At 72.4% G+C, this 15756-nt stretch carries 11 protein-coding genes and 1 pseudogene; 6 read left to right on the top strand and 6 right to left on the bottom strand.

The window, feature by feature from the left end:
- Position 1 precedes the first annotated feature (1 nt).
- Positions 2-1168 carry an FAD-dependent oxidoreductase gene (locus ACFXI4_RS29210; protein WP_384996527.1) on the top strand — a complete coding sequence of 389 codons (1167 nt, stop codon included), beginning with the start codon at positions 2-4 and terminating at the stop codon, positions 1166-1168.
- Here ACFXI4_RS29210 and ACFXI4_RS29205 read toward each other — a convergent pair.
- Positions 1143-1823, bottom strand: coding sequence for a TetR/AcrR family transcriptional regulator (locus ACFXI4_RS29205; RefSeq protein ID WP_384996524.1), 681 nt, complete (start codon positions 1821-1823; stop codon positions 1143-1145). The two genes, ACFXI4_RS29210 and ACFXI4_RS29205, sit on opposite strands and share 26 nt — an antisense overlap.
- Positions 1824-1925: 102 nt before the next feature.
- Here ACFXI4_RS29205 and ACFXI4_RS29200 point away from each other — a divergent pair, with 102 nt between their 5' ends.
- Positions 1926-2483: an NAD(P)H-dependent oxidoreductase gene (locus tag ACFXI4_RS29200; protein WP_362717950.1), complete on the top strand. Its 558-nt coding sequence runs from the start codon at positions 1926-1928 to the stop codon at positions 2481-2483.
- 57 nt (positions 2484-2540) lie between these two features.
- Here the strand turns inward: ACFXI4_RS29200 and ACFXI4_RS29195 are convergent, their stop codons facing one another.
- A complete protein-coding gene (locus ACFXI4_RS29195) occupies positions 2541-3422 on the bottom strand; it encodes an LLM class F420-dependent oxidoreductase (protein WP_384996521.1) in 882 nt (293 codons plus the stop codon).
- Positions 3423-3588: 166 nt separating this feature from the next.
- Between ACFXI4_RS29195 and ACFXI4_RS29190 the strand changes: the two are divergent.
- Positions 3589-4435, top strand: a pseudogene (locus tag ACFXI4_RS29190) (alpha/beta hydrolase).
- A 20-nt stretch (positions 4436-4455) separates the two neighbouring features.
- The gene (locus tag ACFXI4_RS29185) at positions 4456-4593 is read left to right on the top strand and encodes a helix-turn-helix domain-containing protein (protein ID WP_384996518.1); all 138 of its coding nucleotides are present in this window, start codon (positions 4456-4458) and stop codon (positions 4591-4593) included.
- Between the two features lie 43 nt (positions 4594-4636).
- On the opposite strand, the gene ACFXI4_RS29180 is transcribed toward ACFXI4_RS29185, so the two are convergent.
- Positions 4637-8749 carry a molybdopterin-dependent oxidoreductase gene (locus ACFXI4_RS29180; protein ID WP_384996515.1) on the bottom strand — a complete coding sequence of 1371 codons (4113 nt, stop codon included), beginning with the start codon at positions 8747-8749 and terminating at the stop codon, positions 4637-4639.
- 231 nt (positions 8750-8980) lie between these two features.
- Between ACFXI4_RS29180 and ACFXI4_RS29175 the strand changes: the two genes are divergently transcribed.
- Complete coding sequence (locus ACFXI4_RS29175) at positions 8981-10702, top strand: SpoIIE family protein phosphatase (RefSeq protein WP_384996512.1); 1722 nt, start codon at positions 8981-8983, stop codon at positions 10700-10702.
- Here the strand turns inward: ACFXI4_RS29175 and ACFXI4_RS29170 are convergent.
- The 3 genes from ACFXI4_RS29170 to ACFXI4_RS29160 form a co-directional block, all read right to left on the bottom strand.
- Positions 10693-11718, bottom strand: a complete 1026-nt coding sequence (locus tag ACFXI4_RS29170; RefSeq protein WP_384996509.1) for an alcohol dehydrogenase — start codon at positions 11716-11718, stop codon at positions 10693-10695. The two genes, ACFXI4_RS29175 and ACFXI4_RS29170, sit on opposite strands and share 10 nt — an antisense overlap.
- A gap of 123 nt (positions 11719-11841) precedes the next feature.
- The gene (locus ACFXI4_RS29165) at positions 11842-12927 is read right to left on the bottom strand and encodes a hypothetical protein (RefSeq protein ID WP_384996506.1); all 1086 of its coding nucleotides are present in this window, start codon (positions 12925-12927) and stop codon (positions 11842-11844) included.
- A 165-nt stretch (positions 12928-13092) separates the two neighbouring features.
- Positions 13093-14511, bottom strand: coding sequence for a lamin tail domain-containing protein (locus ACFXI4_RS29160; protein ID WP_384996503.1), 1419 nt, complete (start codon positions 14509-14511; stop codon positions 13093-13095).
- A 490-nt stretch (positions 14512-15001) separates the two neighbouring features.
- Here ACFXI4_RS29160 and ACFXI4_RS29155 point away from each other — a divergent pair, with 490 nt between their 5' ends.
- Positions 15002-15556: a hypothetical protein gene (locus ACFXI4_RS29155; RefSeq protein WP_384996500.1), complete on the top strand. Its 555-nt coding sequence runs from the start codon at positions 15002-15004 to the stop codon at positions 15554-15556.
- The last annotated feature ends 200 nt before the right edge of the window (positions 15557-15756 follow it).

Below are 15756 nucleotides of genomic sequence, written 5' to 3'. Positions count from 1 at the left end.
CATGCCGACTCCCCACCACCCCATAGCCGTCATCGGCGCCGGTCTCGGCGGGCTCACCCTCGCCCGGGTGCTTCAGGTGCACGGCGTCGAGGCCGCCGTCTTCGACCTCGACGCCTCCGACGCCGCCCGCACCCAGGGCGGCATGCTCGACATCCACGACGACTCCGGCCAGGCGGCGCTGCGCGCGGCCGGACTGCACGAGCAGTTCCTCGCCCAGGTGCACGCCGGCGGCCAGTCGGTGCGGGTGCTGGACAAGGACGCCCGGGTCCGCCTCGAATCGCCCGACGACGGCACCGGCGGGCGGCCCGAGATCGACCGGGGCGACCTTCGCCGGCTGCTGGTGGGCTCGCTGGCCGAGGGCGTGATCCGCTGGGGCGCGAAGGTCACCGGCGCGCGTCCGCTCGGTGACGGGCGGCACGAGGTGTCCCTGGCGGACGGCGGCTCCTTCACTACCGATCTGCTGGTCGGCGCGGACGGCGCCTGGTCACGGGTGCGCGCGCTGCTCTCGGACGCCTCACCCGCGTACACCGGGGTCTCGTTCGTGGAGACGGACCTGCCGGACGCGGACGTACGGCATCCGGTCAGCGCCGAGGTGATCGGCGGCGGCATGCTGTTCGCGCTCGGCGCGGGCCGGGGCTTCCTCGCCCACCGGGAGAGCGACGGCAGTCTGCACGTGTACACGGCGGTCAAGGCGTCCGAGGAGTGGCTGGACGGGATCGACTTCACCGACACCGGGGCGGCCAAGCGGGCCGTCCTCGAGCGCTTCGACGGCTGGGACAAGAGCCTGCGGGCGCTGGTCGCCGACGCGGAGGGCGCCCTGGTGCCCCGACGGATCCACGCCCTGCCGGTCGGCCACCGCTGGGACCGGGTGCCCGGCGTCACCCTGCTCGGCGACGCTGCCCATCTGATGTCGCCGTTCGCCGGCGAGGGCGCCAATCTGGCGCTGATCGACGGCTCCGACCTGGGCCTCGCGCTGGTCGCGCACCCCGGCGACACCGAGGCCGCCCTGGCCGCCTACGAGGAGCCGATGTTCGCACGCGCCGAGAGGTCGGCGGCCGAGTCGGAGGCGAGCGGGGACCTGCTGTTCCGGGCCGACGCCCCGCAGGGCCTGGTCGACATGTTCACCGCCCACGGGCCGGACGTCAGCGAGGCGACTCCGTCCGTGTGACGCGGGCGACCAGGTCGATCCAGCCGGCCTCCAGGCGCTCCATCGTCATCCCGCACTGCCTGGTCAGATGGTGGACCAGGGCCGGGTCGAGATAGGCCAGCAGTGTGTGGGCGAGCAGTTCGCAGTCGGCCTCCGGCTGGATCCGCCGCAGCAGCATCGTGACGTGCGTGCGCAGCGCCTGCATCGGGGGATTGGCGTAGCGCCGGGTGGGCTCGGGCTGGGCGGCCAGCTGGAGGTCGAGCTGCTCGGAGGCGCGGTACAGCACCGCGACGCCGAACGCGCGCAGCCGCTCGACCGGCGGGGCGCCGGGGCCAAGAGGCGGCGGCCCGCCCAGGAAGTCCGCCTGGAGCTGGCGCGAGGAGTGGTCGAGCAGCGCCATCAGCAGCCCGGTGCGGTCTCCGAAGCGGCGGAAGACCGTGCCCTTGCCCACCTCGGCCGCCGCGGCGACCGCCTCCATGGTGACGCCGGCCACGCCGTGCTCGGCGATCAGCCGGGCAGCGGCCTCCAGCAGCCGGGCGCGGTTGCGCGCCGCGTCGGCGCGCAGGCACAGCTCTTCGGGGGCCGGCCCCACCTCGAGCAACTGGGGCGCGTCGAAGGGCTCCTGGGGCTGCGGGAAGGGAGGCAGGACGCTGGACATGAAGACAGCGTAAAGCATGGGGAACAGAACTGGACCGCGGTCCGTTTGGGGTGTTAGGAAATAACCGGACCCCGGTCCGTATTTGTAACGGCAGTGTTTCACCCCCCTTGGAGTTCCCCCATGTCTGTCCGCATCCTTGCGCTCGTCGGCAGCCTTCGCGCCGGTTCGCACAACCGTCAGCTCGCCGAGGCGGCCGTCAAGCTCGCCCCCGAGGGTGCCGTGGTCGAGCTCTTCGAGGGCCTGGCCGACATCCCGTTCTACAACGAGGACATCGACGTCGCGGGCAACGTCCCGGCCGCCGCCGCGAAGCTGCGCGAGGCCGCCCAGGCCGCCGACGCGTTCCTGCTCTTCTCCCCCGAGTACAACGGCACCATCCCGGCCGTCCTGAAGAACGCCATCGACTGGCTGTCCCGTCCGTACGGCGCCAGCGGCTTCGGCGGCAAGCCGGTGGCCGTCATCGGCACCGCCTTCGGCCAGTACGGCGGCGTGTGGGCGCAGGACGAGGCCCGCAAGGCCGTGGGCATCGCCGGCGGCAAGGTGATCGAGGAAATCAAGCTGTCGATCCCCGGCTCGGTGACCCGCTTCGCGGAGACCCACCCGGCCGACGACACCGAGGTCGCCGCCCAGCTGACCGAGGTCGTCGCGCGTCTGCACGGCAACGTGGGCGTCGCCGCCTGAGGCACCGCCCGGGTGACACAGGGGCCGGGGCCCGATGAGCCCCGGCCCCTCGGCGTCTCAGTCGATCGCGGCGAGCCGCTCGACGGCCGGGGCAGCGAAGGTCTCCATCCACCCCGAGGTCTCCCCCAGGCGCGGGCCGACGATCACGGTGTCGAGGCCGAGCCCGGCGTACCCCTCGATGTCCCGGGTGAAGGCGTCCAGGTCTCCGTCGGTGGCCGCGTCCCCGGTGTACGCGATGGTCTTGCGGATGGTGTCGTAGTCGCGCCCGACGGTGTCGCAGTGCCCGCGCAGCACCTCCAGCTTGTGCCGCAGCTCCTCCGGCGAGGAGGGGATCAGGTTGCAGGCGTCCGCGTACTGGGCGACCAGACGCAGGGTCTTCTTCTCTCCCCCGCCGCCGATCATGATCTCCGGGTGCGGCGAGCTGACCGGCGCCGGAACGCAGAGCGTCTCGGCGAGCCGGTAGTGCTTGCCCTCGAAGGGCCCGTCGTCCTTGGGGTCCCACATCTGCAGGCAGATCCTGAGGGTCTCCTCCAGCCGCTCGAAGCGCTCCGCGAGCGGCGGGTACGGCACGCCGAGACCGTGGTGCTCACGGTCGTACCAGGCGGCCCCGATGCCCAGCGTGGCCCGGCCGCCGGACACCACGTCCAGGGTGGTGGCGATCTTGGCGAGAAGTCCGGGGTGACGGTAGGTCACTCCGGTCACCAGGGCGCCCAGCTGGACGGTGGAGGTACGGCCGGCGAGGAAGCCCAGGGTGGTGTAGGCCTCCAGCATGGCGTCCTCGGCGCCGCCGTTGAACTCCATCTGGAAGTAGTGGTCCATCACCGAGACCCAGCTGACGCCCGCCGCCTCGGCCGCGGCACCGGCGGCGGCGAGTTCGGCGCCCAGTGCGGGGCTGCCGCCAGGATGGTTGAACCGGTTGATGTGCACGCCCACGCGCATGGCCGTTCTCCGTTCCGCCCGGATCGTGTGCTGTCCGTCCGACGCTAGAACTTCGAGCGCTCTCGAAGTCAAGGCGGTGGCCGGGACGGCGGCCCCGGGCCCCGACGGGGCGCGCGGATCACGGTGCTGCGAGCAGTTCCGTTCAGCACCGCCGCGAGGAGCCGCCATGGCCTCCCTGCCGCCCCCGCTCGACCCCGGACTCTCCGCCACCCTGGAGCCGATCAGGGAGTCACGCCGGACGACATCGCCACCGTCCGGCAGAGCGCGGGGACCCGGCTGCTCGCCGAGGTGGACCTGCCCATGGACGGCGCGTTCGAGACGGCGGACCGCGCGGTGCCCGGCCCGGCGGGCGCCCCCGGGATCTCCCCGCTGATCTGCCGGCCCACCGCGCCCGCGGTGCCCCCGCCACTGCCGGTGATCTACCACGTGCACGGCGGCGGCATGGTGAACGGCGGCAACCGGTTGGGCGTCGACGTCCCGCCGGCCTGGGCGAAGGAACTGGGCGCGGTGGTGGTGTCGGTCGAGTACCGGCTGGCGTCCGAGCATCCGCATCCGGCGCCGGTCGAGGACGTGTACGCCGGGCTGCTGTGGACGGCGGAGCACGCGCGGGAGATCGGCGGCGACCCCGAGCGGATCGTGATCGCGGCGCCGGTCCTTCTCCTGAGGAACCGTCAGGGCCAGTCTGTGATCGGCCAGATGCTGATGTGCCCGATGCTGGACGACCGCAACGACACCCCGTCCGGCCACCAGATGAAGGGCCTCGGCGTCCGGCACCGCACGGCCAACGAGACCGGCTGGACCGCGCTCCTCGGCCAGGCCCGCGGCGGCCCCGCCGAGACCTTCCGCGGCGAGACCGTCGCCTACGCCTCCCGCACCTGGCAGTCGGGCGGCACCGCCGAACTCCACGTCTGGCCCGGCGGCTTCCACGGTTTCGACGGCTTCGCCCCGCAGGCCGCCCTGTCCCGGCAAGAGCAGCCCACCTGAACTGCCTACGGCGCCTGCCGGGGGGCTGAGCACGCCGGGGGAGGTCGGCGTGCATCACTCCACGCTCCAGGACCGGTTGACGCACGCTGAGCATCTGCTGGGCTGGTCGGCGCGCACCCCGCAGGCCCGGTTTCGGTTCCAACCGGCGCTCATGATGCAGCAGCTGACGGAAGATCAGCAGACGTGACCGGTGAACGGGCGTCATCAGCGGGCCTGATCAGTGGACGTGTTCAGTAGACGTCACGGACGTAACGCCGGTCCGCGGCGAGCTGTTTGACGTATGCGGTCGCCTCCGCCTCGCTCAGTCCGCCGTGCAGGGCGGCGATGTCCTTGAGGGCGCGGTCGACGTCCTTGGCCATCCGGGAGGCGTCACCGCAGACGTAGAAGTGGGCGCCGTCCTGGAGCCAGGACCACAGCAGCGGGCCGTGTTCGCGCATCCGGTCCTGGACGTAGACCTTGGCCCGCTGGTCGCGGGAGAAGGCGGTGTCCAGGCGGCTCAGGGTGCCCCCGGTGAGCAGGTCGGTCAGCTCCTGCTCGTAGTAGAAGTCGGTGGCCCGGTGCTGTTCGCCGAAGAACAGCCAGTTGGGGGCGCGATGGCCGCGAGCGCGGCGCTCCTCCAGGAAGCCGACGAACGGCGCCACGCCGGTGCCGGGGCCGACCATCACCATGGGCGTCGCCGGGTCGGCGGGCGGGCGGAAGTGCGGGGAGCGCCGGACGTGCACCGGGACGGGCGTGCCCGGTCCGGCGTCCGCGAGGAACGGGGAGCAGACGCCCTGCCGGGGCCTGCCGTGCAGGTTCTCGTAGCGGACGACGGAGACGGTGGTGGAGACCAGGTGGGGGTCGGTGAGCGGGCTGGACGATATCGAGTACAGGCGCGGTTGCAGCCTGCCGAGGACACCCGCCCACTCCCCGGCGTCGGCACGGATCCCGAACTCGGCGGCGACGTCGACCGCCTGGCGTCCCCAGCACCACTTGGCCAGCTCGTCCTTGTTGTCGGGGCGCAGCAGCTTGCGCAGTTCGCGCGGGTCGCGGGTGCGTTCGGTGGCGAAACGGAGCAGGTCCGGGGTGATCCGGGTGATGTCGAGGTACCGGGACAGGGCTTCGGCGAGGGGCACTTCCCCGACCCCGTCGACGGGCACGCCGGTCGTCCCGTCGAGACCGGTCACGGTCAGCCATTCCGCCACCAGGCCCCGGGAGTTGAGGGGGTGGACCGCGAGCGCGTCGCCCGCCTCGTAGACCAGCGGGGTCCGGCTGTCGCGGGTGTCGAAGCTGAACCGGCGGACCTCCTTGCCGGCACCGGGCAGGCTGAGCAGCCGGTTGCCGACCAGCCGGGCGGTGGTGGGGGCGGGCCGCCCGGACCTGGCCGGCGCGGCAGCGGGCACGGGAGCCGCCGCTGAGGCGACCGCGGCAGCCGGCCCGGAGGCGGCCGCGGCCTCGTCCTTGAGAGCCGTGAGCACCTGCTCCAGCCAGGCCTGCGCCTGCGTCTCGTAGTCCGGTTCGCAGTCGGTGCGCGGGGCGAGCCGGACCGCGCCGAGTTCGTCCATACGGCCGTCCAGGCGCCGCCCGTGGCCGCAGAAGTCGGCGTACCGGGAGTCGCCGAAGGCCAGTACGGCGTACCGGCGGCCGGTGAGGCGTCCGGCGTCGAGGCCGGCGAGGCCGTCCCAGAAGCCGGTGCCGTTGTCGGGGGCGTCGCCGTCGCCGAAGGTGCTGGTGATCAGCAGCAGGTCGGCGCCCACGGGGAGGTCGGCCGGGTCGGTCTGGTCCATGGCGACCAGCGAGGCCGGGTGGCCGCTCGCGGCGAGGCGTTCGGCGGTGGTGGCGGCGAAGTCCTCGGCGTTGCCGGTCTGCGAGGCCCACAGGATGACGACCTGGCGGCTCGTCGCCGGTCCGGCGGCCGTCACCGTGGTCGTGGCGGACCGGGAGTACATGCCGGCGAGGGTGCCGTTGACCCACAGGGCGTGTTCTGGGCTGAACGGCGCGTCCGGCGGCAGGACGGGGACGCCGGGGGCACCGGCCGGGATGCCGGCGAGGAAGCCGATCAGGTACTGCCGTTCGGATGCGGTGAGGACCGGCGGCGGGGCGGGGTCGAGACCGAAGGCGGCGGCGGAGGGCGGCACGCCGGTGGGCGCGGCGACGACGGCCGGCGTCTCCTCGAACCCGGGCACCCGCACGTTCACCGGGGTGGACACCTTGGTCAGCGACACCGCGCACACCTTCAGCTCGGGCTGGAAGGACAGCGGATCGACCGCGTCGCCGGTCACCGCGTTGACGCTGAGGTACTCGCCGAACAGGTCGTTCCAGTGGAAGGGCGCGAAGCAGGAGCCGGGCAGCACCCGGTCGGTGACAACGGCCGGCAGCACCGCCCGGCCGCGCCGGGAGGCGACCTCGACGGAGTCGCCGTCGGCGAGGCCGAGCGCGGCGGCGTCCTCTGGGTGGACCTCGACGAACGGACCGGGGTTCAGCCTGTTGAGCCTGGCGACCTTCGCGGTCTTGGTGAGGGTGTGCCACTGGTGCTGGAGGCGGCCGGTGTTCAGGACGAACGGGTAGTCGTCGTCAGGCATCTCGGCGGGGTCCAGATGCGGCCGGGCGTGGAAGACGGCGCGGCCGGAGGGGGTGGCGAAGGTGAGGGTGCCGTCGGGGCCGGCGTACCGGACCGGGTTGCGGTCGGGGCCGTCGGCGGTGGCCGCGGGCCACTGCACCGGCGTGGCCCGCAGCCGGTCGTAGCTGACTCCGCGCAGGTCGTAGCCGGTCGCCGGGTTGTGGAAGCGTTTGATCTCCTCGAAGATCTGCTCCGCGCTGTCGTAGCGGAAGCCGTCCCCGAAGCCCATCGCGCGGGCGACGGCGGCGATCAGCTGCCAGTCGGCGGTGGCCTCGCCGGGCGGGTCGGCGGCGGGACGGGCGAGGGTGAGGTTGCGCTCGCTGTTGATCAGGACACCTTCGGCCTCGGTCCACAGGGCGGCGGGCAGGACGACGTCGGCGTAGGCGTTGGTCTCGGTGTCGGTGAAGACGTCCTGGGTGACGACGAACTCGGCGGCCTCCAGGCCCTCGATGACGGTCCGCCGGTTGCCGACGGAGGCGACCGGGTTGGTGCAGATGATCCAGCAGGCCTTGATCTCGCCGTCGGCCATCTTCCGGAACATCTCGACCGTGCCCTTGCCGACTCCGTCGGCGCGGATCGTGCCGGGCTCCAGTCCCCACACGTCCTCGACGAAGGCGCGGTCGGCGTCCACCAGGACCGACCGCTGGCCGGGCAGCCCGGGGCCCATGTACCCCATCTCGCGGCCGCCCATGGCGTTGGGCTGGCCGGTGAGGGAGAACGGCCCGCTGCCGGGGCGGCAGATCCTGCCGGTGGCCAGGTGCAGGTTGACCAGGGCGTTGGTGTTCCAGGTGCCGTGGGTGGACTGGTTGAGGCCCATGGTCCAGCAGCTGGTCCACTCCCCCGCCTCGCCGATCAGCCGCGCGGCCGCGCGCAGGCCGGCCTCGGGGACGCCGGTGATCGCGGCGACGGCGGCGGGCGGGTAGCCGGCCAGGAAGTCGGGCATCGCCTCCCAGCCTTCGGTGTGGGCGGCGATGAACCCGGGATCGGTGTGCCCGTTCTCGTGCAACAGGTGGAGCAGGCCGTTGAGCAGGGCGAGGTCGGTGCCCTGCTTGACCTGGAGGAAGAGGTCGGCCTTCGCGGCGGTGGCGGTACGGCGCGGGTCGACGACGATCAGCTTCGCGCCCGCCTTCACCCGGTCCATCAGGCGCAGGAAGAGGATGGGGTGGCAGTCGGCCATGTTGGCGCCGATGACCAGGAAGACGTCGGCGCGGTCGAGGTCCTCGTAGGAGCCGGGCGGGCCGTCGGCGCCGAGGGAGAGCTTGTAGCCGGTGGCCGCGCTGGCCATGCACAGCCGGGAGTTGGACTCGATGTTGTTGGTGCGCACAAAGCCCTTGGTGAGCTTGTTCGCCAGGTACTGGGCCTCCAGGCTCAGCTGGCCGGAGACGTAGAGGGCGACCGCGTCGGGGCCGTGCTCGTCGACGATCGCGCGCAGCCGTCGCGCGGTCTCGGCAACCGCCGTGTCCACGGCCGTGGGGACGGCCTCCTCGCCCCGGGCCGGCCGCAGCAGGGCGGTGGTCAGCCGGCCGGGCGCGGCGAGCAGGTCGGCGGTGGTGGCACCCTTGGTGCACAGCCGCCCGAAGTTCGCCGGGTGCTCCTTGTCGCCGGAGGCCTTGAGGACGGTACGTCGGCCGTCCGGGCCGCTGCCGATGTCCAGGACCAGGCCGCAGCCGACCCCGCAGTACGAGCAGACCGTCCGCACCGTGCCGGTGTCGGTACTGCGCGAGTCCGGCGCGGCCACGGTCACCCCCCTGTTCCTGCTGGTCGGCTTCTGTTCTCCGGCCCCCGACCGTAGGCACCGGTGATTACGCCGGCGTCACCGCTCCTGATCAACGGGGGTTAAGGCCGCCGCACAGACCGGCACCCGGCGATGTGAGCAGGCGGGTATTATTTGTCACGATATGCCCCGGAATGCGCGGTACCGGGGCCTCGTGGAGGATGGGGGCGGCCGTGGGCGGGGGCAGGCGAGGAGGACCGGGTGGACAGGGACACCTCCTCGCGACGACCGGCCTCCTCGGGCGCACCGGCGGTGGACATCGGCTACATCGATCTGCTGCGCGGCATCGTCGAGGGCGCGGCAGCCGGTTTCGCGGTCCTCGACACCGACCTGCGCTACCTGTACGTCAACCCGCACATGGCCCGGATGACGGGGCTGCCCGCCGCCGCGTACGTCGGGCACACCCTGCACGAGGTGCTGCCGCACATCCAGCGGCCGGAGGCGGTGCTGCGGGACGTCCTGCACGACGGACGGCCGCGCGAGACCATCGTCGCCGGGCGGACCTGGGTGGACTCGCCGTACCAGGTCCGGGAGTGGCGGTGCGTGTACCACCGGATGGTGGACAGCAGCGGCAAGGTGGTGGGCGTCGCCGGAGTCGGCCTGGAGATCAGTGAGCCGCAGCAGTACCTGTACGAGCTGGAGCGGGCCCATCGGCGCCTCGCGCTGCTCGACGCGGCCGCGTCCCGGATCGGTACCGGCACCGATGTCGCCGGGACCTGCCGGGAGCTGGCGGAGTTCGTGGTGCCGGAGCTGGCGGACGCCGCCGGGGTGGAGCTCGTGCCGCCGGACACGGCCACGGGGCGGCGGGCGCCCGTCCGGCTCGCCGCGTACGCCACCAGGCCCGATCTGGTCACCGGGCTCGCGGCCCTCGACGCGCGCGGTGAGCTGGTCGGCTGGCCGCGTGGCATCGGCACCCGGCGCAACCTGGCGGCGGGCCGGGTGCTGCGGCGCAACGCGATCACCGCGGCGCAGTGGCGGGCGCTGATCCCGAGCTGGCCGCCGGCCCGTGCGTGCCTGACCGCCGGTGTCCACTCGGTGCTCCTGTCGCCGCTGGTCTCGGAGGGCCGGTACCTCGGCAGTCTGCAGCTGGCCCGGGCCGGGGACTCCGCGCCGTTCTCGAACGAGGACGCCACGGTGGCCCGCGAACTCGCCGACCGGGCCGCGCGCGCCCTGGACCGGGCGGTCCGCTTCGAGCGCGAGCACACCATGGCGCTGGAGTTGCAGCGGGCGCTGCTGGCCGAGCCGGGCCAGTTGCAGCAGCACGCCGGTGTGGAGACCACCGGGCGGTACCGTCCCGCCGACGACGGCTCGCTGATCGGCGGCGACTGGTACGACGTCCTGGCTCTGCCGGACGGCCGTACGATGCTGGTCATCGGGGACGTGATGGGGCACGGCGTGGACGCGGCGGTGGCCATGAGCCACTACCGTTCGACGCTCCGTGCCCTGGCCCGCGCGGGACTCTCCCCGGGCCGGATCCTGGAGCACGCGGACCGGATGGTCTCGGACTCCGGTTTCGAGCGGGTGGCCACCTGCTTCCTGGCGCTGAGCGACGCGGACGTCGCCACCCTCACCTATGCCAGCGCCGGGCATCTGCCCCCGGTCTGGCTGAACCCCGAGGGCGGGATCGAGCTGGTGCCGGTGCCGGTCGGCCCGCCGCTGGGCAGCGGGCTCGGCTGTTACGAACAGCGCGTCACCCCGGAACGCGGGGGTGTGCTGCTCCTGTACACCGACGGGCTGGTGGAGCGGCGCGGTGAGGACATCGACCGGGGCCTGGCCCGTCTGACGGGTCTGTCGCTGTCCCCCGCCGACCCGCTGGACAAGATCGTCGACACCGTCCTCGAGCGCCTGGCCACCGGCTCCGAGGACGACATCGCGCTGCTCGCGGCCCGTGCCGTACGGCCGAGACGTGCGCCTCAGCCGTAAGTGATCACCATGCGGAAGCGCGCGGCCCCGTCCATCATCTTCCGGTAGGCCGCGCCCGCCTCCTCCAGCGGTACGGTCTCGATCGTCGGACGGATCCCGTGCAGGGCACTGAACTCCATGGTGTCCTGCACGTCCTGGGCGGTGCCGGACGGGTGGCCGCGGATCTCCCGGGCCTTCGTGAGCAGCTGGAGCGGGCTGGTCCCGAGGGGCTCGGGGTCGATGCCGATCACCACCAGCTCGCCCCTGGGTCCCAGGCCGTCCACGGCCGCCGAGATCGCCTGGGAGTTGCCCGCGGTGGCGAGCACCACCTTGGCGCCGCCGAGCGACTGGAGGGCCTCCGCGACGGGTGTCGAGGTCGTGGAGTCGATGTAGTGGTGGGCGCCGAGCTGTTTGGCGAAGTCGGCCTTCTCGGCGCCGCGGGCGATGGCCACCGTCTCGAAGCCCATGGCCACCGCGTACTTCACTCCGAGGTGGCCGAGTCCGCCGAGGCCGACGACGGCGACCAGGTCGCCGGGCTCGGCCGGGCTGCGCCTGAGCCCGTTGAAGGTGGTCACGCCCGCGCAGCCCAGCGGCGCGGCATCGGCGGCGGTCAGTCCCTCGGGGATGCGGGCCAGGGCGTCGACCGGGGCGATGACCCGCTCGCCGAAGCCGCCGTCGTACGCCCAGCCGGGTACCTGGAGGTTCTCGCAGACGATGAAGTCTCCCTGCCGGCAGGGCTTGCAGTGACCACAGCTGCCGCCGAACCAGCCGACGCCGACCCGGTCACCGATCTGCCAGCCCCAGTCCTCGATGCCCTCGCCGATCTCCTCGATCCGCCCGGCGATCTCGTGTCCTGGCACCACGGGGAACGTGACGCCCGGCAGCCCGGCGGTCACGAAGAAGCTGTCGCTGTGGCAGACTCCGCAGGCCTCCACGGCGATCCGCACGTGCCGGGGACCCGGCCGGGGCACCTCACGCTCGACGACCTCGAACGGTCCGCCCGCGGCGGTCACCTGCGCGACTCGGTAGGTACTCATGCGTCTCTCCCGGAACCGGTACGACGGGAACGGCCGAAACCCCCTCCCCCAGCACACCAGCTCCGGGCCGATCGCGCACGGTGAGCCCCGTTCGCGACGGAGTGACGCTACCGGTACCGGGTGTTACGAGGTGATGCCGTTGTACTGGTCCCAGGTGTAGGCGAGGTCGGGCGAGGAGGGCTTGCCGGACCAGTTGAAGTAGTCCCAGACGAGTTCGGCGGGGTTGGTGGCGAGGTAGCCCCGGCCGGGCAGGTCGTCGGCGTCGTCCCAGGCCCAGGGCGGGTTGGCCGCGTCGGTGTCGCAGGTGCCGTTGGCCGGGCCGAGGACCCCGCCCGCGCCGCACCTGGCACCGTAGGGGTTGGAGCCGTCGTCGCCCGCGAAGTTGTCCGTGGTCGCGAAGAGCGTGGTCAGGGTGCGGTTCGCCCACATGCCGCCCGGGGCGAAGACGTCGGTCAGTGTGTACTGCACGTCACGGTCGTTGGAGCCGGAGGGCACCTCGGCGGTGGAGCCGGGGTAGTAGACGATGCCGTCGCCGTTCGCGTACTGGTCGCGCTCCTTGGAGAGGTAGCCCTCGGCCCACGCGGCGTGGGTGTTGGGCTGCTGGGTCGTGAACGGGCGTCCGTGGCCGTCGTCGTGCGGGTCGCCCTGGAGCTTCAGGGTGCCGTCGACGCTCTCCTGCCCGCTGGTGAAGTCGCTGCCCGCGGGCACCCAGGAGTAGAAGTTGCTGTGCGCGACGGTGATGGCGGCCTTCAACTGACCGTGTGCGGAACCGTCGTTGGCGACGACGACGAGTACGCCCTCGGAGTCGTTCTCGTGTTCGCTGAGGTCCTCCTGGTAGTTGTCCAGCACGCCGTCCGACCAGTCGCGGGGATGGAAGTACGTGTACAGCAGGTACGAGAAGGACGGGGTCTGGACGACCGAGTAGTAGACATGCGCCGCGAGCGCGGCCTGGCTGGTGTTCTCCCAGTTGTCGCGGCCGTTGAGGTCGCCGTCGTAGTCGTAGGACGTGATGTAGTCGGACTTGCCGCCGAGCGCGGTCTCGCCGGTGGAGTCGACGTCCTGGAAGTGGACGGGGGCCCACCACTGGGCGAGGGCCGCCCGGTCGGCGGTGGAGTCGGCACGGGCCTGGGCGGGAAGGGTGAGGCCGGCACAGCAGACGGCGGCCAGGGCCGCCGTCAGGGCAAGGGATCTGCGTCGGGTCGCAGGCACACGAGAACGGTGGGGGCGGTCGGTTGCCACGGTTCCTCCGGGGGCGGCGAACGGGACCGGCACATCGGTGAAGTCGACGTGCCGGTAAGGGAGTTGACGCTGTGTTCCGGTGGTGCGTGAGATGCCGCGGGTACGATACAGCGGGGTACCGGTGCGCCGGCAGGGTCAGCAGGTGATGGTGGACCGGCGCAGCGCGTGGCCGCTGTCGTTGCTGTCGTCGGACCAGTACACGGGCTTGGTGCCGCCGCTGCACGCGTCGGCACCGGAGACCACGAAGCCCTCGTTGTTGAGGTTGTCCATGCCGGACGGGCGGTTGTAGATCGCGGTGGTGGCGAGGACACCCGACGCGTTGATCTTCATGGTCCGGTGCTGGCCGTCACACGTGTCGTCGCAGACCGCCCAGAGGCGCGAGGCCTGCGGCTCCCACTGGAGTTCCATCACGCCGGCCATGCCGCTGCTGACGGAGGCGACCCGGGTGAAGGTGCCGCCGTCCTTGAGGACGTAGCCGTAGATCATGCCGGTGCCCTCGACGCCGACGAAGAACACCCCGCCCGTGTGGGAACCGTAGCCGGCCGGGTTGTAGGCCGCGCCGGTGGTGGCGTCCCTGAACCCGGCCGCGGTCAGGGTGGCGTCCGGGACCCAGGTGATGCCCTCCAGGCCGAGGTTGGAGCCCACGGAGGGCAGGTCCGGGGTCAGGTTCCACTCGGTGGCGGCGGTGAGCGTGGTGGCGGTGCCGCTCACGTCGTACTTCAAGACGGACAGCCGGCTGGTGCCGGAGGAGTCCGCGTTGCGCTCACTCGCCACGTAGACGCCCCCGCTCGATCCGGCGCCGGTCAGCGTGACGCCCTCGTCGTCGGGGGTGCCCGAGCCGCCGGGGAACTTCAGGGCCTTGCCGGACGTCCAGCCGTTGCCGGTGTCGGCCTTCCAGGCGGTGGAGCCGTTCGGGACCAGTCGCCACAGCTTTCCGCTGTTCTGCGCCGCCCACATCACACTCCCCTCCTGGTAGAGGCCGCTCAGGTCGGAGCCGAAGGCGTTCTTGGTGTCGGCGGTCGAGACCGAGCCGCCGCCCGGCCAGGCCGTCGCCGACACCCCGCCGGATCCGCAGTCGTTGGCGGCCCCCAGCGTCACCTTCGCCGAGCCGAAGGAACCGGTGCCGTCGGGGCAGCGCGACCACGACGGGTCGGAGTGCTCGCTCCAGCTGTAACTGTCCACCAGGGTGGTGCCGTCGGCGAGGTAGAGACGCGCCTCGTCGTCGGAGCCGAGACCGAAGGAGTTGTGCACGTCGAAGGCCACGAAACCGCCGGGGGCAAGCGTGGTCCCGGCGGCTATCGCGTACTTGGAACTGTTGTCGTCGTCCCTGAGGATCCAGCCGGACAGGTTCACCGAGGCGGTGCCCCTGTTGTACAGCTCCACCGAGTCGTTGACGTCCCCGGTGGTCACCACCTCGTTGATCCGGATGTCGTCGGCCGCCGCCGCGTGGGCGGGCGACGCGGTCAGGGCGCCGACGGCGAGCGTCGGGCCGGCGACGGCGACGAGCAGAACACGGAGGCTGTGACGCCACCGGCGAACGCGTGATTCGATCACGAAATCCGTCCTGGGGTTCGGTTGTGACAGGCCGCCAGGACCCTTCCTGCGTGGCCCGAACAGCCGCCGCCCGCCAGGTGAGGGCGCCATGAACGGTGGGCGAATCACCAAGATCGCGTGGCGTCGGCGGGGCTTCCGCGGTCCCCATTGGTACGGGCCGGACAATTCCACGACGGGCGGCCCGTTCAGCGTGCGCGTTCGCCGTGCGAGGAGGAACGGCAGCCGTGCGGCCGGCGTCCGGATCGGCCCGGGGCGAGGACGATGCGGTCCTCAGGAGTACCGGAGGGCATGCGGTTCCTGGCGCGGATCGAGGAGAACCTCACTCGCACGGACGCCGACGCGCCGACGCCGTGACCGCGCAGGCCGCCACGGCCGTCACCGGGGCGGCGATGGTCAAGACTGCGTCATCTCGTGTCCGCGGCTGAGAGGGCGGGAGCCGGGCGACGTACCAAGGGAGGCAAGTCGCCGCGACTCCTGAAAGGGCAACTCCTTGATCCTGCGACGCATCGTCCTGAGCCTCGCCGCGGGGCTCGCCTCCCCGCTCCTGCTGGGCGCGTGCGGTTCTTCGAACGGCACCGGCAGTGCCGCGCCGGCGGCCCCGGCCACGTCGGATTCCGCGGTCTCCGCACCGGCCACCTCGGCGGCGGACGGCGGTGACGGCTCCGGGACCGGGTCCTCGGCCCTCACCACCGGCGTGACGGCCGAGGCGATGGACGGCATCGGCACCGTGGTCGCCGACGACCGGGGGATGACCCTCTACCGCTACGACAAGGACGAGTCCGATCCGTCCAAGTGGACGTGCTCCGGCACCTGTACGAAGACGTGGCTGCCGGTCATCGTGGGAGACTCGGTGCGGACCTCGGGAGTCGCCGAGAACCTGCTCGGCACGGTGCACCGCAACGGCAAGAAGCAGCTCACCCTCGCCGGATGGCCGCTCTACCGGTACAACGGCGACACCGGGGCCCGACAGGCCAACGGCCAGGGGAAGGACGCGCAGTGGTACGCCGTCGCCCCGTCCGGGCAGAAGGCCGCCGAGACGGGCTGACACTCCGGCTCCGGTGCTGTCGGCGACAGGGACCGCCGGCTCCGCACTGAACCGCCGGGCCCGCCGGCACGTACCAAGTCTCTGTGGTGGCCCTGTGCCGCCCGGCGCACCGCCTCCGAGACACCTCGGCGGCACCCGCGCTGCCAGGAGAAGGGGTTGAACGATTTCCACGGACCTGAGCCGTCCGGCCGACAGCACTC

Source organism: Streptomyces sp. NPDC059224 (assembly GCF_042754285.1).
Lineage (GTDB): Bacteria > Actinomycetota > Actinomycetes > Streptomycetales > Streptomycetaceae > Streptomyces.
This window is presented reverse-complemented; position numbering and strand designations above follow the sequence as displayed.